The following is a 22,144-nucleotide window of genomic DNA, read 5'->3' on the forward strand; positions in this document are numbered from 1 at the left end:
GAGGGTATGAAGTGGCCGCAATTGAAAGAAAGATTATTCATGTGCTTTCCAACAATGTCGTGATGACCAAGCTATCCTCCGGCAAAAATTCCATTGCTTTCGGCAAAGGAATCGGCTTCAAGCGACAGCCTGGCATGGCCATTGGCGAATCCGAAATTACACAGGAGTTTTTATTGCATACCATGGAAACGATTGAACATTACGAGCAAATCTTAAATAACGTCGATACGCGTATCGTAGGCGTCACGGAGGAAGTCATCGCTATGGCCCAGCAGCGGCTGGACGGCGAATTCTCGGAGCGGATTCATGCTGCGCTGGTCGATCATATCAACTTTGCCATCGAACGCTGCCGCCAAGGCGTGCTTATTACAAATCCGTTCTCGTATGAGATCAGGCTGATGTACCAGGATGAATACGATGCTGCCGCCGAGGCGGTCAGCTACTTGAACGAGAAGCTGGATGCGGGACTGCCCGAGGACGAGATTGCGTTCTTGGCCATGCACTTTCATGGCGCGCGCAACCGCGAACGCGGTACAGAGACGCTGGCCGTGGTCAGGCTTGTGGCCAAAATTATGGACGAAGCGAAGGAGCTTGGCCTTTATTTCAACGACTCCTTCTCCTCCCTCCGCTTTATCTCGCATCTCAAGGGATTGATTGACCGCGTCCGCAAGGAAGCGCATATTAAAAACCCGCTGCTGCACAAAATCAAGGTCGAATATCCGCTGTCGTACAGCCGTTCTCTCACGCTCAGCGCCATCCTGGAGGAGCAGCTCAAAAAGCCTGTTCCAGAGGATGAAATCGGCTTTCTGACGCTGCATATTGAACGGTTGAATCAGCGTGAGCAAACCTGATAAAAAATAAATGATTGACAGATCAGTAATTATTTATTAGTATTTGACTCGTAAAACCTCATACATTTCACGATAATGTGTTACCGAAAGGGCATTAGTTATCGAAGCAGGCAAGACGCGCTTCGTTTCTAATGTCCTTTTTTGCGTGTGAAGAAAGGAGGATCGTGAAATTACGGGTATTGCAGCAGCATGATTAACCCGCACTGCAAGCGCTTTCTATCACAAACATATCGAAGGGGAGATTGAATCTATGAACACTTGGAAAAACAAGTCTTTGCTGGTCGCTTTGATTCTCGCGCTTACATTCAGCATGCTGGCAGCCTGCTCCGGCGCAAACAACGAAAAACCTGCGCCTAGCAGCACGAACCAAGGCAGCGGCAACGGAGGCAATGGCGGCAATAGCGGCGGCGGAGACGGCGGCAGCGAAGGGCTGACTGGCGAATTTGAAGTCCAGTACTTTGTCGGCGGTTATGGCGACACTTGGTGGAAGCATGTGATTGGTGAATTCCAGAAGCAAAATCCGAACCTGAAGATCAAGCAGACAGCAGGCTCCCAAATTAACGATCAGATGAGACCGCGCTGGATTCAAGGCAACCCGCCGGATTTCGTGTACATCGACGGAGCCGGCTCCAACGAGGCGCAAATGGTAACCGACGCGCAGCTGATGGACCTGACGGAGTTCCTGAAAGGCGCAACGAACGGCGACGGAGAGAAGCTGCTCGATATCGCAATCGCGCAGCCAACGGACTACAACGGCAAAAACTTTACGATGCCGCTCGTATTCGGCTCCTGGGGAACGTTCTATGACAAAGCCTGGTTCAAACAGCAAGGCTGGGAGACGCCTACCGACTTCGAAAGCTTCATGGCTGTGAGCCAAAAGATTAAAGCGTCAGGCGTATCGCCTTACATCCACACAGGCGTATACCCTTACTACATCAACGGCGGTCTCGTAAACTCCGCGATCGTATCGGCCAACGGCGGCGACGCATCCATCATCTCCAGAATGGCTAGCCTGGAGGAAGGCATCTTCAAAAGCGAGCCTGTCATGAAGGCGCTGGACCGAATCGTGCAAATCCGCGATGCAGGCCTGATCGACCCGGGCGCAATCGCACTGAACCATACCGACTCCCAAATGTCGTTCCTCCAGCATAAAGCAGCGTTCATCCCGAACGGCCTGTGGCTGGAGAACGAGATGAGCAAAGACGTGCCGGACGGTTTTGAATTCGACTTTATCCCATCCGTTATGCAAGATAAAGGCGAGAAGTTCGTAGCCATTCCTTACACAGCTTCCGTAGCGATCGCAGAGAAAGCGAAAAATCCGGAAGCGGCAAAAGCGTTCCTGCAATTCATCTTCACGAAGCAATTCGCCGTAGACTGGGCAGAGATGACAGGCGCTATCATGAACGTAAAAGCCGATCTGGAGAACTCTACAGCAGGTCCAGTCGTGAAGACGGCTATGAATTACTTCAACAGCGACAACCTCGTTGTAGCACCGGCTCTGATCGTAAATGCCGATGTGGAGACAGCTCTGCAAGACAGCATCATTGCGTTGTTGGACAAACGCATCACGCCTGCAGAGTGGGGCGAGCGTCTGGAGAAGGCGGCAGCAGCAGCTAGACAATAGCAAGAAGCAAGGCGGGCAGCGGCAGGTTCTCTCCTCCCTGCCCGCATCATGATTTTACAAGGGGCGTGTAAGCCATGACAGCCAAACCAACATCCCATCGACTGAGACGTTCCCTGTTCATTCTGGGATTTATATTACCAACCTTCATCCTGTTCAGCGTCATTACCGCTTACCCGATGCTAAGGGGCCTGTATATCAGTTTTTTCAAATGGTCCGGTTATTCGGGCAATATGTCCTTTATCGGACTAGACAATTACAAGCGAATGCTGAAGGACGACATTATCGGCACAGCCATCTTCAACGATTACTTTCTCGTCTTCTGGAAAGTCGTGCTCATCCTGGCCATTGCAACATTCCTGGCTGTAGCGCTGACCCGCATGAGCGTAAAGCGCACCGGCCTGTTCCGGGTCATCCTGTTCTTCCCGAACTTGATCTCCGTCGTCGTCATCGGCGTTCTGTGGAGATACATCTACAATCCATCGGATATCGGATTTCTGAACGCGTTTCTCTCTCTCTTCACCAGCGAACCGGTCACCACCGTATGGCTTGGACAGACCAATACGGCAATGTGGTCCATTCTCGCTCCTGCTGTATGGGCCGGCATCGGCTTCTATATGATTCTGCTTATGGCCGCAATCATGAACATTCCTGAGTCGCTATACGAGGCTGCGGGTATCGACGGCGCCTCCAGATGGCATCAGTTCAAGCATATTACGATTCCGCTAATCTGGGAGCAGATGAAAGTATCGATTATCCATATTGTCATCACAACGCTGAACGGCTCATTCATTATTATCTTCCTGATGACCGAAGGCGGTCCCGATAACTCGACGCAGGTCATGGGCTCCTATCTGTACCAGATCGGCTTCCAGCAATACCATATGGGTTATGCATCGGCGATCGGCGTGCTCATTCTGACGCTGACGCTCATCACATCCCTCATCCTGAACCGCTTGCTCAAGCGGGAAACGATCGAAATGTAGGAGGCCTATCACATGAAACTAACCAAAAAAGAACTGCTCGTGACATGGGTCGTCCGGCTGCTGCTTCTGGTATGGACGGTTGCGGTCGTCTACCCTCTTATCTGGACGCTGCTTTCATCCCTGAAGGACAACAAGCAATTCTACGGCAACAAGCCGTGGGTGCTGCCGGAGTTCCCGCTGCAATGGTCGAACTTCTCGTATGTATGGACGGAGTACAAGTTCGGCGTATACTTCCTGAACTCAGTCGGCGTTACGTTCGCCGCGACAGCGCTTGCCGTCCTGCTCTCCGCCATGACGGCGTATGTGCTGGCCAGATACCCATTCAAAGGCAGCGGCGTGCTCTACTTTCTCTATGTATCCGCGATGATGATTCCGCTCATTCTGAGCCTGATCCCGCTGTTCTTCTTGCTGGACGGCATCGGGCTGACGAACAATCTGATCGGCCTTATCCTCGTCTATGGCGCAGGCGCCCTTCCATTCGGCATCTTCGTGCTGGTCGCCTTCTACAAGTCGCTGCCGAGGGAGATGGAAGAAGCCGCAGCGATCGACGGAAGCTCCGAGGCGGGCACGTTCTTCCGGATTATGCTTCCTCTCTCGAAGCCGGGACTCATAACCGTCGCCATCATGAATATTCTGACCATCTGGAATGAATACATCTTAGGAACGGTCATCATGAACGATCCGCTGAAGAAAATCTATACCCTCCCCGTCGGTATCGCCGTCATGCAAGGCGAGATGCAATACCGTACCGAATGGGGCCCCCTCTTCGCCGGACTCGTGATCTCTATGATTCCGATCATCATCCTATATTCCATCTTCCAGCGTCAAATTACGGGCGGCATTACTGCCGGAGCCGTGAAATAATAACTTCTCCGCATCAAAAAACGTCAAGCGCATGGCATGCTGCATAAGCAGCAGCCCCGTGCTTGACGTTTTGTATTGCCTGCTATTCAACCTTGGAGTTAGCCGGCTTCTCCGTCGGAATCCGGATCAATACCGTCGTACCGATGCCGAGCCTGCTGTAGATGCTCACGCCGAAGGCCGGACCGTAATACAGCTTAATACGCTGATGAACATTGCGGATACCGTAACCTATGCTAGTACTCTCCTCCGGATCGTTCATCTGTTCCAGCAGTTCAGCGCTAATGCCGACGCCGTCGTCGATAATCTTGAATACAATATGATTATCCTCCAGCTCGCCGACGATGCGCATATGAATGCGGTCGCCGCACCATGCATGCTCCAGCACGTTTTCTATAAACGGCTGAATAATAAGCTTAATCGTCGTGTACGGCAGAATCTGCGGATCGATATCGAATGTAACGCCCATTCGTTCTTCGTATTTGATCTTTTGAATATTGATATAAGCTTTCGCCTGCTCCAGTTCCTCTTCTATCGTAAGCAGAATGCGGCCTTCATTCAGGGACAGCCGATAGAATTTCGCCAGATCGATAACCATGCGCTGAAGCTTGTCGAGCTCGCCGAACTTGGCCAGACGGCTTATCGAGGACAACGTATTGTACAAGAAATGTGGGTTAATCTGCGCCTGCAGCATGTCCAGCTCCGCTTCCTTCTTATCCAGATCGGCCACGTATACCTTATGAATCAGCTCGCCGATATTTTGCCCCATCTCGTTCAACGCCCTAGAGATTTGACTGAACTCGTCATTGCCCTTAAAGTTCGTCCGTTTATGGAAGTTGCCCTCCTGGAAGGAGTCTAGAACAGATACGATCTTATTCACTTTTCTGGAGAAATAATTGGATAATAGCGCACCCGATACGAAATAAACAACCGTAAATATCAAGCAGATAATAAAAGTCAGCAGCCGAACTTCACTAACCTTCTCTTCAAAGATCGTATTCGGAATGACTGCGGCAACCTTCCAATCCAGCGATGGTATCACATTCTCGATCACCATATATTCCTTGAAGTCCGATGCATTCCATGCATCATCCGAGCGGTAGCTGGATGGACCCGATATCGTCTTGATCTTGTCGTTTTCGTCGATGACATAGATCGTCGCATCGCTGCCGATTTTCGTATAATCAACGGCTTGGAACAAGTCGGACAAGTACACGCTTTGGCGCATAAAGCCTATTTCTTGCACCTTTCCGGCAATTTGCATATTGACCAGTCTTCGCAGCAGCGAGATGCGGCCGAACTTGGCGTCATCCTCGATCTGCTTCCATACCATCGTCTCGCCGTATACTTCTGCCGGATGGTTCAAGTACCATATTTTTTTCTGAATACGGTCGATCTGATAGATGTCGTACGGGTTATCTGCATGGCTCTTCAGCGGATCATTGCCCCGATAATTTTTGTAGCTCTCCGGGAACAGCTTGTTATGCAAGTAGATAGACAGCCAGGTGTTCACGCTTGATGCTTGCTTGTATGCTTCTATCTTCGGATAAAAGAAATTAATTGTCGTTTCATAGCCGACCCAGCCCTCTTCAAAGTTGCGCAGCTGCCTGGCGATCGTATAATCGAAGTAGAAGAAATCCGAGACGCGGATCACATCTCCGGCTTTATAGGATACATTATCGATCATCTGGCTGACTGTGCCGTGTACGCTGCTCTCTAGCTGCTCGCGAATCGACTTCACATAGACGGAGTTGGCGAAAAAACTAATCACAATAACCGGGATTATGATGAATACGCAATAAGACAGCATCAGCTTATAACCGAACGGCAGGTAACGGTATTTGCGCATCATCTTCATAGTTTTCTTCTATATTCTAGCGGTGTTTTGCCGTGGTAGTCTTTGAATTGTCTGCTGAAATACGGCAAGTAGCGGTAGCCGATCAGGTTGGCGATTTCATAGACTTTCAGGTTCGTGTTGATCAACAGATCACCAGCCTTCTCCATTCTAAGCATGGCTACATAATCGCTGAAATTCGTTTTCATCTCTTCCTTGAAGATCTGTCCCAGGTAATTGGGCGAGAACGAGTATTTCTCGGCTACGTCCTTGAGCGTAATATTTTCATGAAGACGCTGTTTGACATCATCGATAATGTCCTGAACCAGCTTCCAGTTTTTCTTATGCTTCTTCGCTTGAAGCATCTCTGACAATTCATAAACTCTGTAACGCAGCCACGAATGGATCTCGTCAATCGTCTCGTACCGCAGCAATATATCCAAACTGCCGAAATCCAGGTTCAGCATACGGAACAGATCTTCATTCATCTTCTGAAGATACGCATCCAGCTTCATCAGCAGGAACATCGTAAAGTTCTGTATCGTAAACTTGGACCGCATGTTATTTGCCAGACTATAGAGCATCTCCAGCTCATCATGAACCTTGACCAGCTCATAATTCGTCATCGCCTCAAACAAAGCGTCGAGCTGAATATCCAGACTCTGCACATCTTTCATTTGCGTTGACTGCACAGCATCGTGAAAGATCATTTTTCCTTTGCCGTAAAAAACCTTATAGTCCAGCGCCGTCTGCGCCTTGCGATAGGAATCATTAAGCTCAATAATTTGCGACACCGCTTCGCCTACACCCGTCGTGACGGAAATCGGCGATTGATTCAGCATTTCATTGAATTTGTCTTTAAGCTTGTCTAGTTCCATGCCGTTCTCGATCAGAAGCGCCATACGTTTATCCGTTACCCGGCAATAGTGCCGGATTTCCAAATCTTTGCACAGGGAAATAAGGCCGTTCCAGAACGTATTGGACAGCTCTGTCTCATCAAAGCTTTCTTCAACATTGCGCTTGCGCATCCAATCATCGCGCTCGACCACAACGACTTGAACCGGCCACTTCAACTGATTGAACTGGTAGTTCTCAATTAGCGATTCAAGCGAATCCTTGCTCCATGTTCCTTCCAGCAGCTGCAGCAAATACTCGGTCTTCACAATCGGGAACATTCGCTGGTACAGCAGCTCCGTCTCCAATTGCTTCTGTTCCTCGTCCAGGTCAATCCGAAGCTTGCGCAGCGATTCTATTAATTCATTATCGTCCATCGGTTTTACGACATAACTGCACGCATTGAGCGACAGCGCTTGCTTGACATAATGGAAGTCTTGATAACCGCTTACAAAAATGATCTTAATATTAGGATGCAGATCAAGCGCTTTGCGCGCCAGCTCCAAACCCGACATATTCGGCATCCGAACGTCCGTTATCAGAATATCAATTCTTTCTCGCTCTATCACTTCGCTTGCCGCAAAGCCGTTCGTTACGGCCTCGACAACTTCCATGCCAAGCTCCTGCCAAGGGATAAATGTCTGCATTCCCTTCAAATCGAGAATTTCATCATCGACTAGCAGCACCTTGTACATTAGCATCATCTCCAGATTCTCGGCTAGTATCACGAATAGTAGTGGATTCGGACTAAGCCATAATCCAAAAAGGGTATACTATTATAGTATACCCTTTCGGACAACATTTTTTAATTAGCTACCAGCGATAATTTCTTTGTTTTTCTTCCACTCAACAGTACGCCATTCAAGAAGATCAGCATAACCAGCTGCTTGAGCGTCGCTTTCTGCTTTGTCAAGAATCTTATCAACTTCAGCATCGTCTTTCGCCATTACGGATTGAGCGTATGCTTGTGTGAAGATGTCATCCACACGTTGCTTCACGATACCCAGCTCGCTGTCTGGTTGTGGAACCAGGTTGATGAACTCAGTAGCGTTAGCTTGTGTAGGCCAAGTGATTTCGCTTTGGTAACGAGCTGCCCAGTTTTGCTCAGCAGCTGGAAGCTTGCTTTCGTATTTCATTTTCGCAGGGTCGATGTAGCCAGTGTTACCGTTCCACATGATAGGGTCATGTGCTTTTTGAAGCTCTAGAACTTCTTCAGCATCATAGTTCTCAGTGAAGATTGGGTGACCGTCAGCATCGAAGCCTTTCCAGTTGTCGCCTTCAGGACCGAAGAACAACAGGGATTGGCCTTCTGGACCAGTGTACCAGTCAAGGAATGCGAAAATTTTCTCAGGATCTTTAGCAGACTTCGTAATTACGTTAACGTTCCAGCCAAGTGCTGTGTAAGTACCTGGGAAGATTTTGTTTTTGTCCAGGCCTGGCTTGTGGATCGGCCAGATCATGAAGTAACCGGAATTAGGATCTTGCTTCACCATTTCTTGGTGAGCGTTCATTGCAATTACAGTCGGGTTGGAGCTTGCGTATACAGCTACGCGGCCTTGCATGATTTTCTCTTCGATTTGGTCAACAGTTTGCGTGAACGCATCTTGAGAAATCAATTTTTCTCTGTAAAGCTTAGCGATGTATTTTTGAGCTTCGCGGAACACTGGATCAGTGAACAGGGAAGTCAGTTGGTCGCCTTGCGGTACTGCGCGAACGCCAGCGTTCAGGTAAGTGTAAAGAGCGTTTTCGCCGAATGCTGTGTACAGAACGCCCAGACCTTGCATGTCTTTCGCAAGATGCGGCTCGAACGGAGTTACAGTGTCGCCGTACTTAGCTTTTACAGCTACCAGGTAGTTGTAAAGGTCGTCAGTCGTTTCAAGCGCCGGTTGGCCCAGCTCGTCGTACATTTTTTTGTTGATTACATAACCAGCGTTGCCGTTCGGGCGGCCAGTGTACCAGTTAGGGAACTGATAAAGCTTGCCATCGGAGGAACGAAGCAGGTTAAGGTCTTTACCCATCCAAGTTTTCAGGTTAGGGTATTTGTCCAGGTAATCGTCGAATGCAACCAGCATGCCAGCTTCGCGAAGTCTTTCCACGTCAGCGCCGCGGTCCATCCACATTACGTCAGGAAGAGTTTTGGAAGCGATCATTGTGCTCAATTTTTGCTCTGGGTTACCGCCAGCAGAAATTGGAACGATGTTCAATTGTTTGTTTTCTTTCAGCCATCTGCCTGCAACTGTGCTGTCCCATGCAGGAACATCATACCAGTTGTAGTGACCGTACATGGAGAACTCAAGTGCCTCGGAACCAAATTCCCAAACGTCGGAAGGAGGCTCTTCAGATGGAGTGTTTCCAGGCGTGCTGGTATTGCTCGACGGCGAAGGACTTGGTTGGTTCTTCTTGTCGGAGCTGCATCCAGCCAGTACTGTCGCCAGCACAAGAATTGCGGATACGATAAGCAGTGTTGTCTTTCTAGCTTTCGTCATGCTTGTACTACCCCTCTCGTAAACTTTTTTTTATGTCCAAAGCGGCGAACCGCCTCAAACCACAGGAATACTACTCTTTCAGCGAGCCGATCAGCACGCCTTTTACGAAGTACTTCTGAACGAATGGATATACCATTACGATCGGAAGAGTCGCAACCATCATGGTAGCCATGGTCAGGGACTTGGTCGTAATTGTTCGCATCGCATCAATCCGTGCCTGGGATGCCGTATCGATGTTGTTCGACATCTCGGTTACGATGTTGGCGTTCAATATCTGACGCAGCATCGTCTGGATCGGAACGAGCTTCTCGTTCGTGATGTAGATACTTGGAGTAAACCAGTCATTCCAGTGTGAAACTGCTGTGAATAGCGACAGCGTTGCGATAACAGGTCCGGAGAGCGGCAGTACGATACGGAAGAATATTCCCCAGTTCGTCGCGCCGTCGATCTGCGCTGATTCTTCGAGGCCTACCGGGAGGCCCTTAAAGAAGGTTCTGAATATGATCATATTCCATACGCTGATAAGCGCCGGGATAATGAACACCAGGAATTTGTTCATAAGGCCCAAGGAGCTGATGAGCAAGTACGTCGGAATGAGGCCGCCGCCAAAGTACATCGTGAATACGAAGAAGAACATAAAGTAGTTCTTGCCGATCAGCTCACGCTTGGACATGCCGTAAGCCAGAATCGCGGTCATCAGGATGGCCGAAATCGTACCTACTACTGTACGGGAGACTGAAACGAAGAAGCCGTTAATCAGCCGGTCGTCCTTGAATACAATTTCATAGTTCTCCCAAGTGAAAACCCTTGGCCAGAACGTTACTCCGCCTTTTGAAGTATCGATACCCAAGTTGAAGGATATGACAAGCGCGTTCCAGAACGGATAGAATGCGCTGAATGAAAGTACAATCAAAAATACGTAGATAAAAGTCATCATGAGTTTATCGCTAAATCCCAATCGCGCCAAAGCTGTTCGCCTCCTTATTCGTCAAATTCCTTCTACCACAAGCTGTTGCCTGATCTGCGAGCAATGTAATTCGCCATAGTGAGCAATCCAATACTGATTACAGCCTTGAACAGCCCCACCGCTGTAGCATAGGAATAGCGGAAGTTGGACAAACCTACGCGATAGACATACGTATCGATAACGTCTGACACCGGCCTTAGCACCGGGTTGTTCGCGAGCAAGAGGATATCCTCGAAGCCTGCGTTCAGAAGGCTGCCAATCGACAGAATCATGAAGATAACGATAACCGGCATGATTGTCGGAATTGTGATGAGATAGATTTGCTTGAATTTGCTTGCACCGTCGATATCAGCCGCTTCATAGAGATGCGGGTCGACGCCCGAGATCGCTGCCAGGTATACGATAGATCCGAAACCGATTTCCTTCCACACGTTAGCCGAGATCAGAATCGACCAGAAGTATTCGGAAATGGAGAGAAAGTTGACCGGCTCATCGATCAGATTGATTGATTTGAGCAACATGTTCACGCTGCCGTTCTCCGTGGACAGCATCGACATAACAAGGCCCGCTACGATTACCCACGACATAAAGTGCGGCAGATACGTAATCGTCTGTACGATACGCTTGAACATCATATGTCTGATTTCATTCAACATAAGCGCCAAGATAATCGGAGCAGGGAAGCCAATTACAAATTTCAATAAACTGATTACGATGGTGTTGCGCATAACATTATAGAACTCGGGTGAATCAAAGAACATCTGGAAATGCTTGAATCCAACCCAAGGATTAGCCCATATGTTGCCACCTGTGAAAATGTTGTAGTCCATAAATGCCGTCAATATTCCGTACATCGGCAAATACGCGAAGACGAAAATGAGCAAAACACCCGGCCATACCATAAGCTGAATATCCCATTGCTTCAAAAAGCGCGTGAAAGTATTCTTCTTTGGCTTTGGTTGTTTTTCTAACCGAGTCTGCTGCTCTGTTGTTGCTTGCGCCATTTGTATCCTCCTTGCTGCATAGTTGATAGCTTTATTGTAACGGACAGCTTCGGAGGGTACTATTTGCCTGATCAACAAAAAATGATACTTTACAACGATAATATATAAATCATGGTTGAGGAGACCCAGAAAAGTATAATAGCGCTGCCAATCCTCCATGCCGGGGCCGATTTTTGACATAAGCCGCTATAAAAAAATAAAAAACCGCAAAATCCGAATCGGACTGCGGCCCAACCTATCGTTGAATATTATCATAATATTGAGGAATTGAATCAATGTTTATTATTTCCTGCGCCAATTCCGGAGCAAAAACCAAAGATTAGCCGGCCTCTCCGCAAGCCTCCGCATGAAGTAGCCGAACCAATCCTCGCCGAATGGCACGTACACCCTGACTTTATACCCTTGCCGGACCAGGCGGTCCTGCAAATCCTCCCGTATCCCGTACAGCATCTGAAATTCGAACCGGTCGCGCCGAATGTCCCGGCTTCGGATCCAATCCTCCAAGCGGCTGATCAAAGCCTCATCATGCGTAGCGATAGCGGCGTAGGCTCCGTTCTCCAGATGCCTTCTTACCAACGTCTCATAAGATGCGTCTACATCGCTCTTTTTCGAGTAGGCTACCTTCTCAGATTCCTTATAGGCGCCTTTTACGATTCGGATATTCGTCCCGGCAGTTCCCAGGCGTTTTAGATCATCGGCGGTACGATAGAGATAAGCCTGCAGAACGATGCCTAGCTGTTCATAATCCTCTTTTAATTTATGATACAAATCAACGGTCGGCTGGCAATGCGTATAATCCTCCATATCGATGCGAACAAACCGGTTAAGCTTCATTGCTGTCTGTAAGATGGTCCGCATATGGCGTTCGCATTGCGCCCGATCAAGATCCAGCCCCAGGCTGGTCAGCTTAAGCGACAGATTAGAGCGCAGTCCTGCCGCATCCATGGCTTCAAGCGCTTGAATGCATTGATTGGCCGAGTTCTCGGCGTCCGCGGCGTTTCTAATATACTCGCCCAAATGGTCAATCGTGGCTTCCTTGCCCGCTTGATTGAGCTTTTGCACTGCGGCTATCGCATCGTTCAGCGTCTCACCCGCTACAAACCTGCGCGCTCCAAACCTCATGCCGTACCGCCGCATCAGTAATGCTGCTCCTTTGTTCTTGGCGATCATGAGCAACGCTCCGCGAAGCAGCTTCTCCATGTGATTCACCTGCCTGCCATTAATAAATGTGATAGAAGTCGGGTTCCGCCATTGCAGCAGCCTCTTGTCAAAGAGCGACCCCGCGAATGGCACAGGTCATTTGAGCCGCTCCGTCCTTGCAGTTCCATGCTCCCATGGCGCTGCACTGCGCAACGTTCACTCTGTACTCTGTACTCTGTACATTGTCATAGTCCATCCTATTCATCCGCGGCCCAGCCGGAAACTATGTCCGAGTGGATTTGTAAAAGATGGCGAATGCGCGGCTAGCATGTGCGCAGATGGCGCGTGCCCTAAGCCGAGTTTCTCGGCCTGCAACTGCTCGGACGCGGCTTTCGTGTGCTCTAAGCCGAGTTTCTCGGCCTGCAACTGCTCGGACGCAGCTTTCGTGGGCTCTAAGCCGAGTTTCTCGGCCTGCAACTGCTCGGACGCAGCTTTCGCGGGCGCTAAGCCGAGTTTCTCGGCCTGTAACTGCTCGGGCGCGGCTTTCGCGGGCTCTAAGCCGAGTTTCTCGGGCTGCAACTGCTCGGATGCAGCTTTCGCGGGCTCTAAGCCGAGTTTCTCGGCCTGCAACTGCTCCAACGCAGCTTTCGCGGGCTCTAAACCGAGTTTCTCGGCTTACAGCTGCTCGGGCGCAGCTTTCGCGGGCTCTAAACCGAGTTTCTCGGGCTGCAACTGCTCGAGCGAGGCTCGCTCGGGACCTAAGCCGGGTTTCTCGGCTTACAACTGCTCGGACGCAGCTTTCGTGTGCTCTAAGCCGAGTTTCTCGGGCTGCAACTGCTCGAGCGAGGCTCGCTCGGGCTCTATGTCGAGGTTCTCGGCTTACAACTGCTCGGACGCAGCTTTCGTGGGCTCTAAGCCGAGTTTCTCGGGCTGCTGCTGTTCGGGCACGGCTCGCTCAGGACCTAAGCCGGGTTTCTCGGCTTACAACTGCTCGGACGCAGCTTTCGTGGGCTCTAAGCCGAGTTTCTCGGGCTGCTGCTGTTCGGGCACGGCTCGCTCAGGACCTAAGCCGAGTTTCTCGGCCTGCTACTCCTCGAGCCCGGCTGGCTCGTGCTCTAAGCCGAGTTTCTCGGCATACAGTTGCTCGGACGCAGCTTTCGTGGGCTCTAAGCCGAATTTCTCGGCATACGTACTGTCATCCAAAGTAAAAACCTGCTGCGCTCATCTCAGATTTTTAATTAGTCCTGTTACCCGTTCAGCTAGTTGGTATTCGTGGTGCCTTATGCGATCACTTCTCTTTGGCTTCAACAAGTTTTTTTCAATCATGGATTTGAGAACACTTCTGCTCACATCCGGACACCTGCCGATCCATTCACACACATCTTCAATTCTTACCGCACGATCGAGCAAAAGCGCATTCCGCACAACCTCCCTCTCATAAAGAGTCAAACCACCGTCTACCGAAGTTCTATACTTCCCAAGGAACTCATATAAAGCACTTCTGCATGCTTCCGGCTTTTTGTTCAGCTCATCCCATGTGTAGGGATAATAGGTAACGCCTCTTGAAGCCATAGTCCTAACCCGGCTGCGCTCAAAATCAAAGCGGTCACGCGAAATATTCTCTGCATGCGCCACAAAACCTTCACTCTCAAATCCGATACGATATGGCTCATAGAATGCATCTACATATATCGTCACACCAGTTAACGTTACAAGCTCATACTGCATAACGAATCCTTTAAACGAACCAAAAATTGGCCACAGCACCTCTCTAAAAAGCTTTTCTTCCCCAATCAAATCCTTCTCCAACATCTCCAACCGTCTGCCAACTGCTCCACTCTTCTGTTCCTCAACAAACCGCCTAAACTCCTGTTCAAACAATTCTCATCCCTCCTCATAATTTCAACAAAAAAGCCGCTTATCTCCATATGGAGATAAGCGGCATGTTCCTCACGCGCGTTCAACTGAAATATGTGTAAATACAACTTATTACTGAGTACATTCTATTTGATTCTAACGCATGATGCAATCCAAATTTACCCACTCCGCATATACTCGGGATCAAGACCATACGTTGCACCACTACCCGCTACTTCAACACCTTGCGGAACAGCTTCAGCTTGCCCTCATATGGCGGGAATAGGATGCCGGGCTCGAATTTGGTGGTGCGCTTCAGCACGCTTTTGTGATGGGAGAACAGGTCGAAGCTATGCTTGCCGTGATAGCCGCCGATTCCGCTGTTGCCAACACCTCCGAACGGAAGATGATGATTGATTATATGCGATAGCGTATCGTTCACGCAGCCGCCCCCGAAGGAGAGCGTCCCCATTACGCGGTCTTGAACGCTGCGGTCCTCCGAGAAAACATACAGCGCCAGCGGCTTCGGTCTGCTCCGCACTTGGGATATTGCATCATCAAGATCCGTATAAGTCACAATCGGCAGCAGCGGGCCAAATAATTCATCTTCCATGGAAGCAGCGGTAAGGCTTCTGTCCGAGGCCTTGCCCACTTCAAGCAAGGTTGGCTCAATATACAAGTCGTCGCGGTCAGTTCGCCCGCCATGAATGATACTGGCCTGGTCATGCCGCAAAATCGAAGCAAGCCGGTCGAACTGCCTGTCATTAATAATCCGCCCGAAATCTGCGCTTGTCTGCGGATTATCTCCGTAGAAGACACGAATAATTTCCTGCAGCCTACTCACAAAAGAATCTTTCACCGACTCATGAACCATCAGGTAGTCAGGAGCGATACAGGTTTGTCCCGCATTCATCCATTTGCCCCATGCGATACGCTTGGCTGCAAGCTCCAAGTTCGCTGTCCGGTCGATAATAGCAGGGCTTTTGCCTCCGAGCTCCAGGGTGACCGGCACCAGATTGCGAGCGGCTGCCTCCATGACGATCTTCCCGACCGCCACGCTGCCAGTAAAAAATATGTAATCGAAAGGCGCATGAATCAGCGCCGACGTTATATCCTTATCTCCTTCGACAACCCGAACATACGATGGATCGAAGGTATCTCCAATCATGCGCGCGATCACTGCCGATACATGAGGCGAGTTCTCGGATGGCTTGATCACCGCGCAATTGCCCGCAGCAATGGCGCCCAGCAAAGGCTCCAGCACAAGCTGAACCGGATAGTTGAACGGACCGACGATCAGCACCGTTCCATACGGCTCGGGAACAATCCGGCTGCTCGTTCCGAACAGATGAAGCGGAGCGCCTACCTTCTTCGGCTTCATCCATTTGCGGACATGCTTGATCATATAAGAGATGCTGCCAAGCACAAGACCGATCTCCGAGCCGTACGCTTCCGTCTCGCTTTTGCGCAAATCCTTATGCAAGGCGTCCAGCAATTCCCGCTCATATTGCACAATAGCCGATTTCAGCTTTTTCAGCTGCTCTATCCGGAACCCCGCGTCCGCAGTCGCGCCAGACCGAAAAAACCGCGTATGCTCCTCCAGCATCTCCGTCACTCCGAGATTGCCTGCCATATCGCTTCGCCCCCCTCATATCAACCTCTGCATGCGATGATCTGCTTCTAAGTTGCTTTCTCCATTAAACCCGTCAAATCCTCCTATACAGAACAAACCGTGCACTAAAAACCGGACCACAAGCACCGTTTGTCAGCAGCCGCAGCAGTTCTTCGCAATATACGGCTGTATCTTACGCAACATGAATCCGATTGCCGCGAGGTTCAGGGAGGTACTCTGCTGATGCCGACTGCCGCGAACGCCAGTCCATTAAGCCCCCGCTTCCACAACTGCCGGGGCGGCGCCGAGACGAATGTTTTTCTGAATGCGCATCAGACGAAGCATGAAGCCTGCTGCAGCAAAGGTCAAGCCGATGATGATACCTGCCCAGAAGCCGTAGGCACCCATGCTGGTATAAGCAGACAGCAGATAGCCGGAAGGCAAGCCGACGATCCAGTATGAGACGAAAGCGATCAGGAACGGCATCTGTACATCCTTATAGCCGCGAAGCACGCCAAGCAGCGACGCTTGGGCCGCATCCGATATTTGATAGAAGATCGCAAAGATCAGGAACTGTGCCGCCAGCACGGCAACTTCAGAATCCTGCGTATACAAGTAAGCGATTGGCTCGCGCAGGAAGAATAGCACAAAAGCCGCAAGTCCCATCAGCCCTATGCCGCCCCCTACGCCCAGCAGGCTGTACTGCCGCGCAGCCTTCATCTTCCCGCTGCCTACGGAGTATCCGACCACGATCGTAAGCGCCATCGAGATGCTCAGCGGCACCATAAAGACAAGCGAGGAGAAGCTTAAAGCGATCTGGTGAGACGCAATCGTCCCCGTATCGAACAGCATGCCCATCAGAAGCGTCACGACGGAGAAGATGCTCACTTCAAAAAAGATGCTAAGCCCAATCGGTATGCCAATCGTAAAAAGCTCCTTCCACGCCTTCAAGGAAGGAGCTGCCCATTCGATGAACAGCCGATAGGACCGCACTGCCGGCATTTTGAACGTCATGACGATGCTGATGAGCAATATGAGCCAATACGTAATGGCCGTTGCGTATCCCGATCCAATCCCGCCGTAAGCAGGCACGCCAAACTTGCCGAAAATAAACACATAATTGAGCAGAATATTAAAGGGTACGGCAAGCAGCGTGATGAACATCGAAATTCTCGTAAACCCTTGCGCGTCAAAAAAGTAACGAAGCACATTGGATGCAAATAGCGGCACAATGCCGAACAGCAGCGCAACCAAATAATAATAAGCGATATGGGCAACCTTATCCTCCAATCCCATCAATCCAATTACCGGCTTGAACAGGAAAAAGCCCGCAATCACTACCGCCATCGCCACCATAAACGATACATACAACGCCTGGCTGATAAATCTGGCGATGCCGCTCTGCTTCCCGCTGCCCACCATCTGCGAGACGATCGGCGTTACTGCGAGCAATATGCCGTTAATTCCCGTAATTATCGGCATCCAGAGGCTGGAGCCGATTGCTACGCCTGCAAGATCCTGTTTGCTAACCCAGCCCGACATGATCGTATCGGTCAAATTCATCGCGTAAAGCCCTAGCTGGGTGACCAGAATGGGCCATAATATTTTTAGAAGGAGCTTTGTTTTATCGCTCCATGACTCCGCATGATACATCTCTCTCTATTCTCCTCTGTGTCTGAAATTCCGGCTCCAAAAATTCTGCCTAATCTATCCCTTTGCTCAAATGCGAGTTATCGTCTGGATAATAGGTCCAAGACCGTGTGGCCTCACACTCACATTTAGGCGCGCTAGTCTCGGCAGCCGCACTTGCTTAACGAACGGTCGTCAATCAATTTATATACTCTATCACGCACTTGTATGAAAGACAATGAGAAAACCTCGATCGAAGCTTGTGCGGCATACAAAGGCACCCTCCGTAACCGGAGGGTGCCAATCGTCCAATCAAGCTATATTATCGCTGAGGCAACAGCTTCATGTATTCATCCGAAAGCTTCATCAGATTGAGTACATAATCATAGTCTGCACGATATTTGCTGAAGTCCGTAACCGGCTCCATCGTCTTCAGATCGACTGCCGTGCCGTCCTCGAAACCTTTGCCGGGAACAAACATGATCTCATTGTTAAAGAAAGTGCCCGTCGGCATGTAGTATCGCATACCGATGACATTTTTTTGCGCGTTAAGCAGGTCTTGGCCAAAAACCGTATGGCCCTCTTCTTTCAAAGAGATGCCCATCAAATTCGCTACTGTCGGCATCATGTCGACTTGGCCGGCTACGCCTTCCATCGTCTTGCCTTCAACTCCTGGCACATGCACCAGGAACGGAATGTTGAAGCGGCTGACTTGGTCATGGTAGTTCACGCCAAGCACTTCCTCAACCCAAGCCGGATCGTTCTCCTTCGTCTGCAGACCGAAGTGGTCGCCGTATGCGACAAGAACGGTATCTTCCCAAATGCCCTTCTCCTTCAAGCCTTCAATAAAGTCACCCAGCGCTTTGTCCGTATAGTTGATCGCCGTAATATAATGTCCAAGCTGCGTGCCGCTCAATTCATGCGGGAGCTTGATGTTCAGAAAATCCGCCTTCACCCAGAACGGATGATGGCTGGACGTTGTTACGAATTGCGCGTAAAATGGCTTGCCTTGGTCATGCAGCTCTGTCAGACGCTCCAGGCCTACACGGTACATTTCGCCGTCAGATGCGCCGAAGGCGTTGAACTTGTCGTCCTTAAAGGACGGCCTGTCGTAATATTTGTCAAACCCGAGGGCAGGATATAGCTTATCGCGGTCCCAGAACGTAACGTCATTGATATGGAATGTATTCGTTACGTAATTCTGTTCTTCAAGCAATCTTGGCATACTCGGGATTTCCCGGTCTCCATATCCCTTGGACATCGCAATTGCGCCAGTCGGATAGACGCCTGTATTGGATATAAACTCGGCATCGGATGTGTTGCCTTGTCCAATCTGCTGGAAGGTATGAGGGAAGTAGAAGCTTCCGTTAGCAATCAAATCATTAAGCACAGGAGTAACTTCCTGACCGTTCACCTTTAGGCCGATCATCAGATTCTGGAACGACTCCATCTGAATGACAATCACATTTTTGCCTTTGGCTACGCCGTAGTAGTTCGGAGTGCCCGCTTCCACTTTGCCGCCATAGAACTCCTCTTCCAGCTGCTCCAGCGCCTGTCTTGTCTCATCGGTTGAGCCGTTTTTAATTGCGGTATTTTCTTTGTTTTCCTTCACCGCAGTTGCAATCTGATAGTTCAGCACGCCAAGGCGTTCTGCCTGAACCAGCTCATTGGGAATATTCAGATCCGAACGGATATAGAAGAACGATGCTCCAATAGCAATAATTAATGCAACTCCGACATACATCGGTTTGGCTGCCGGACGGCTGACAGCCTTGTCCCCCTTGCTGCGAATCGTAAGCAAGTACAAGAGGAGCAGAATCGCGAGATCCAGGAACAGCGCATAAAACTTTAATTCAATCGCCGATTCGACGCTTTCCTTAACTTGCCCAACCTGGCCAAGACCATGCAAGGCCGTATAAGTCGGAATGCTGCCGAAGAACGAGAAATAGACCGAACAAGCAAACAACAGCAGTGAAGTCACTGCATTGGCAGCGCTCATAACTATCGTTTTAAATCGAGAGGTCGTTATCAATTCCAAAATACACAATACAACCAGCACCGCTGCCGCATCGGACAGCAGCCTTCCCGCCAGTATGCCATCAAACGTAAATTGACGAAACAAAGCCATTTTCAACATAATAAGAATAAAGGTTGCCCAGAACGGCGCTTTGCGGTATACGTTCAGTATCGAGTTCATTGTACTCACTCCCCATGCTCCCTTTCCAAAAAGAAAAACCGTCCCAATTGACGGTCTCACGAATGATAATGTTAACACTATATTAACGCATTTCGATAGAGAAATAAATAGGGAATGATAGGAGGCCTCTCCATGAAAGTACATATCTTAACAGCAGACGACGATCCCCATATTCGAGAATTGCTGCGGTTCTACCTGCTCAAGGAAGGGTATGCCGTGCATGAAGCGGAGGACGGCGCGGCAGCAGCCAGCCTTCTTGAGCGCACCCCTGTTCATCTGGCCATCGTGGATGTCATGATGCCGAATAAGAACGGTCTGGAGCTATGCGAGGAAATTCGCCGCTACCATGATATTCCCGTCATTCTGCTTACCGCCAAAGGCGAGCAGCGGGACAAAGCGAAGGGCTTTCTGTCCGGTACGGACGACTATATCGTAAAGCCGTTTGAGCCGGAGGAGCTTCTGTTCCGGGTCAAAGCGCTGCTTCGCCGCTATCAGATGGTGTCATCCGACGTCATTACGCTTCATAATACAATTATCAACCGCCGAAGCTATGAGATTACGGTCCATGGCGAGGCTCTTCAACTGCCGCTCAAGGAATTCGAGCTGCTGTCTCAACTAGCCGCGCATCCCGGACAGCTGTTCACACGCGAGCAGCTGTTGCGGCTCGTATGGGGCGAGGATTACAGCGGGGACAGCCGTACGATCGATGTGCATATTAAGCGGCTGCGAGAGAGATTCGGCGGATCCGGCGAGGATTTTGTCATCACGACGGTAAGGGGCATCGGCTATAAACTGGAGGCGGCAGCAAAATGAGGTCACTCTACGTTCGCACCGCAGCAATCTTCATTCTGATTACCCTTATAAGCTCGGTTCTGGCGCTGTTCATTGCGAATGCCTATTATAGCAACCGGATGAAAACATACAATGAAAATCAGGTGCTTCCCGTCGCCGAACAAGTTCGCGACTTATTTGAATCATCTTCGGACGATATCGATACCTTTATGCATCGTATAGGAGCTATGGGCTACCAAATCTACTTAGTTGACGGAAGCGGCCAAGGAAAAGTCTACGGCTCCCCCTTCAAGCACTCGCAATTTGATCCTGGCATTGCAGAAGCAGTATTGGCTGGCGATACTTATTTGGGCATGCATAAAAAGCGGCAGTTTCTAGAGATTATGGGCTATTTCGAAAACAGCATCGGCAATACAATCGGTCTTCCGCTTAAGTCAGGCGATGCTGCATACGCCATGTTCCTTCGTCCCGATCTGCAGCAGCAGCTTGGTGAAATCCGCATTCTTCTGGCCATTCTGCTAGGACATGCCTTTCTTCTTGTGCTGGCTCTAATCGTCATTCTGACCCGTACAATCGTCGAGCCGCTGAAAGCATTGAAAGCCGCCACCCGCCAAATTGTAGGAGGCCATTATAAAATCGGGCTGGATGTGAAGCGGCGCGACGAGATTGGCGATCTGGCGAGAGATTTCTCGCATATGGCCCAAAGCCTGGAGCGGCTGGATGATATGAGAACCGAATTTGTGGCGAACGTCTCTCACGAGTTTCAGACGCCGGTTACGTCTATTCAAGGCTTTACCCAAGCCATTCTGGATAAGAAGACAACCGCAGAGGAAGAGAGGCAATATCTGACGATCATTCATGAAGAATCGCGCCGTTTGTCTTCCCTCAGCAAGCAGTTGCTGACCCTGGCGGCGCTCGATAAGGAAACAACGATTGCCCAAAGAAACTCCTTCCGCCTGGATGAGCAAATCCGGCAGGTGCTGATCGTCACCGAATGGCAGTGGTCAAAGAAGGAATTGGAGCTTGCTCCCGAGCTGCCCGAAGTCATGATAGCTGCTGACGAGGGGTTGCTGTATCAAGTATGGATGAATCTGATTGCCAACAGCATTAAGTTCACGCCTTCTGGAGGCCGCATTTCCATCGAATTGCAAGTTGACCGGAATATAACCGTTAGCATTGCGGATACCGGTACCGGCATCTCCCAGGGCGATCTGCCCTATATATTCGACCGTTTCTACAAGGCTGACCAGGCCAGAGGCCGCTCGCTTGCCGGAAGCGGACTAGGGCTTTCGATTTGCCGCAAAATCGTCGAGCTGCATGGCGGCTCTATTGCCGTCTTCAGCGAGCCCGGACATGGCACCCGCTTCGTCGTAACCCTCCCCCATTTGTAACACTCCGTTCATCTATCGTTCA

General features: G+C 50.0%; 17 protein-coding genes. 6 read left to right on the top strand and 11 right to left on the bottom strand.

Annotated features, from left to right (window positions below; all coding sequences use genetic code 11):
- Nucleotides 1–11 precede the first annotated feature (11 nt).
- From D3P09_RS09915 to D3P09_RS09930, 4 genes are all read left to right on the top strand, one after another.
- On the top strand, nucleotides 12–851 hold the full coding sequence (locus D3P09_RS09915; RefSeq protein WP_243644044.1) for a PRD domain-containing protein: 840 nt from the start codon (nucleotides 12–14) through the stop codon (nucleotides 849–851).
- Nucleotides 852–1,101: 250 nt separating this feature from the next.
- On the top strand, nucleotides 1,102–2,475 hold the full coding sequence (locus tag D3P09_RS09920) for an extracellular solute-binding protein (protein ID WP_120109410.1): 1,374 nt from the start codon (nucleotides 1,102–1,104) through the stop codon (nucleotides 2,473–2,475).
- A 74-nt stretch (nucleotides 2,476–2,549) separates the two neighbouring features.
- Nucleotides 2,550–3,458, top strand: a complete 909-nt coding sequence (locus tag D3P09_RS09925) for a carbohydrate ABC transporter permease (protein WP_120109412.1) — start codon at nucleotides 2,550–2,552, stop codon at nucleotides 3,456–3,458.
- A 12-nt stretch (nucleotides 3,459–3,470) separates the two neighbouring features.
- Nucleotides 3,471–4,322 carry a carbohydrate ABC transporter permease gene (locus tag D3P09_RS09930; RefSeq protein WP_120109413.1) on the top strand — a complete coding sequence of 284 codons (852 nt, stop codon included), beginning with the start codon at nucleotides 3,471–3,473 and terminating at the stop codon, nucleotides 4,320–4,322.
- A gap of 82 nt (nucleotides 4,323–4,404) precedes the next feature.
- On the opposite strand, the gene D3P09_RS09935 is transcribed toward D3P09_RS09930, so the two are convergent.
- The 11 genes from D3P09_RS09935 to D3P09_RS09985 all read right to left on the bottom strand — a co-directional run bounded on the left by D3P09_RS09935 (nucleotide 4,405) and on the right by D3P09_RS09985 (nucleotide 19,939).
- On the bottom strand, nucleotides 4,405–6,177 hold the full coding sequence (locus D3P09_RS09935) for a sensor histidine kinase (protein ID WP_341538283.1): 1,773 nt from the start codon (nucleotides 6,175–6,177) through the stop codon (nucleotides 4,405–4,407).
- On the bottom strand, nucleotides 6,174–7,742 hold the full coding sequence (locus D3P09_RS09940; RefSeq protein WP_120109414.1) for a response regulator: 1,569 nt from the start codon (nucleotides 7,740–7,742) through the stop codon (nucleotides 6,174–6,176). The genes D3P09_RS09935 and D3P09_RS09940 overlap by 4 nt, the downstream gene beginning before the upstream one ends.
- Before the next feature lie 114 nt (nucleotides 7,743–7,856).
- Entirely contained in the window at nucleotides 7,857–9,533 is a 1,677-nt protein-coding gene (locus D3P09_RS09945) for an extracellular solute-binding protein (protein WP_120109416.1), read from the bottom strand.
- Between the two features lie 70 nt (nucleotides 9,534–9,603).
- The gene (locus tag D3P09_RS09950; RefSeq protein WP_207892470.1) at nucleotides 9,604–10,500 is read right to left on the bottom strand and encodes a carbohydrate ABC transporter permease; all 897 of its coding nucleotides are present in this window, start codon (nucleotides 10,498–10,500) and stop codon (nucleotides 9,604–9,606) included.
- 32 nt (nucleotides 10,501–10,532) lie between these two features.
- Nucleotides 10,533–11,504: an ABC transporter permease gene (locus D3P09_RS09955; protein WP_120109418.1), complete on the bottom strand. Its 972-nt coding sequence runs from the start codon at nucleotides 11,502–11,504 to the stop codon at nucleotides 10,533–10,535.
- A 282-nt stretch (nucleotides 11,505–11,786) separates the two neighbouring features.
- Nucleotides 11,787–12,704 (bottom strand): proline dehydrogenase family protein, encoded by a 918-nt coding sequence (locus D3P09_RS09960; protein WP_120109419.1) that lies wholly within the window; start codon nucleotides 12,702–12,704, stop codon nucleotides 11,787–11,789.
- A 201-nt stretch (nucleotides 12,705–12,905) separates the two neighbouring features.
- Nucleotides 12,906–13,283 carry a hypothetical protein gene (locus D3P09_RS09965; RefSeq protein ID WP_120109421.1) on the bottom strand — a complete coding sequence of 126 codons (378 nt, stop codon included), beginning with the start codon at nucleotides 13,281–13,283 and terminating at the stop codon, nucleotides 12,906–12,908.
- A 582-nt stretch (nucleotides 13,284–13,865) separates the two neighbouring features.
- Nucleotides 13,866–14,525 (bottom strand): hypothetical protein, encoded by a 660-nt coding sequence (locus D3P09_RS09970; protein WP_120109423.1) that lies wholly within the window; start codon nucleotides 14,523–14,525, stop codon nucleotides 13,866–13,868.
- Nucleotides 14,526–14,733: 208 nt separating this feature from the next.
- The gene (locus D3P09_RS09975) at nucleotides 14,734–16,134 is read right to left on the bottom strand and encodes an aldehyde dehydrogenase (RefSeq protein ID WP_120109424.1); all 1,401 of its coding nucleotides are present in this window, start codon (nucleotides 16,132–16,134) and stop codon (nucleotides 14,734–14,736) included.
- A gap of 249 nt (nucleotides 16,135–16,383) precedes the next feature.
- On the bottom strand, nucleotides 16,384–17,766 hold the full coding sequence (locus D3P09_RS09980; RefSeq protein ID WP_120109426.1) for an MATE family efflux transporter: 1,383 nt from the start codon (nucleotides 17,764–17,766) through the stop codon (nucleotides 16,384–16,386).
- A 298-nt stretch (nucleotides 17,767–18,064) separates the two neighbouring features.
- Nucleotides 18,065–19,939, bottom strand: a complete 1,875-nt coding sequence (locus D3P09_RS09985; protein WP_120109428.1) for an LTA synthase family protein — start codon at nucleotides 19,937–19,939, stop codon at nucleotides 18,065–18,067.
- A gap of 132 nt (nucleotides 19,940–20,071) precedes the next feature.
- Here D3P09_RS09985 and D3P09_RS09990 point away from each other — a divergent pair, with 132 nt between their 5' ends.
- Together D3P09_RS09990 and D3P09_RS09995 are read left to right on the top strand one after the other, a co-directional pair.
- Entirely contained in the window at nucleotides 20,072–20,752 is a 681-nt protein-coding gene (locus tag D3P09_RS09990) for a response regulator transcription factor (protein WP_120109430.1), read from the top strand.
- Complete coding sequence (locus D3P09_RS09995; RefSeq protein ID WP_120109432.1) at nucleotides 20,749–22,122, top strand: sensor histidine kinase; 1,374 nt, start codon at nucleotides 20,749–20,751, stop codon at nucleotides 22,120–22,122. The genes D3P09_RS09990 and D3P09_RS09995 overlap by 4 nt, the downstream gene beginning before the upstream one ends.
- The last annotated feature ends 22 nt before the right edge of the window (nucleotides 22,123–22,144 follow it).

Origin of the sequence: Paenibacillus pinisoli (assembly GCF_003605435.1) — a bacterium.
Classification (GTDB): Bacteria; Bacillota; Bacilli; order Paenibacillales; family Paenibacillaceae; genus Pristimantibacillus; species Pristimantibacillus pinisoli.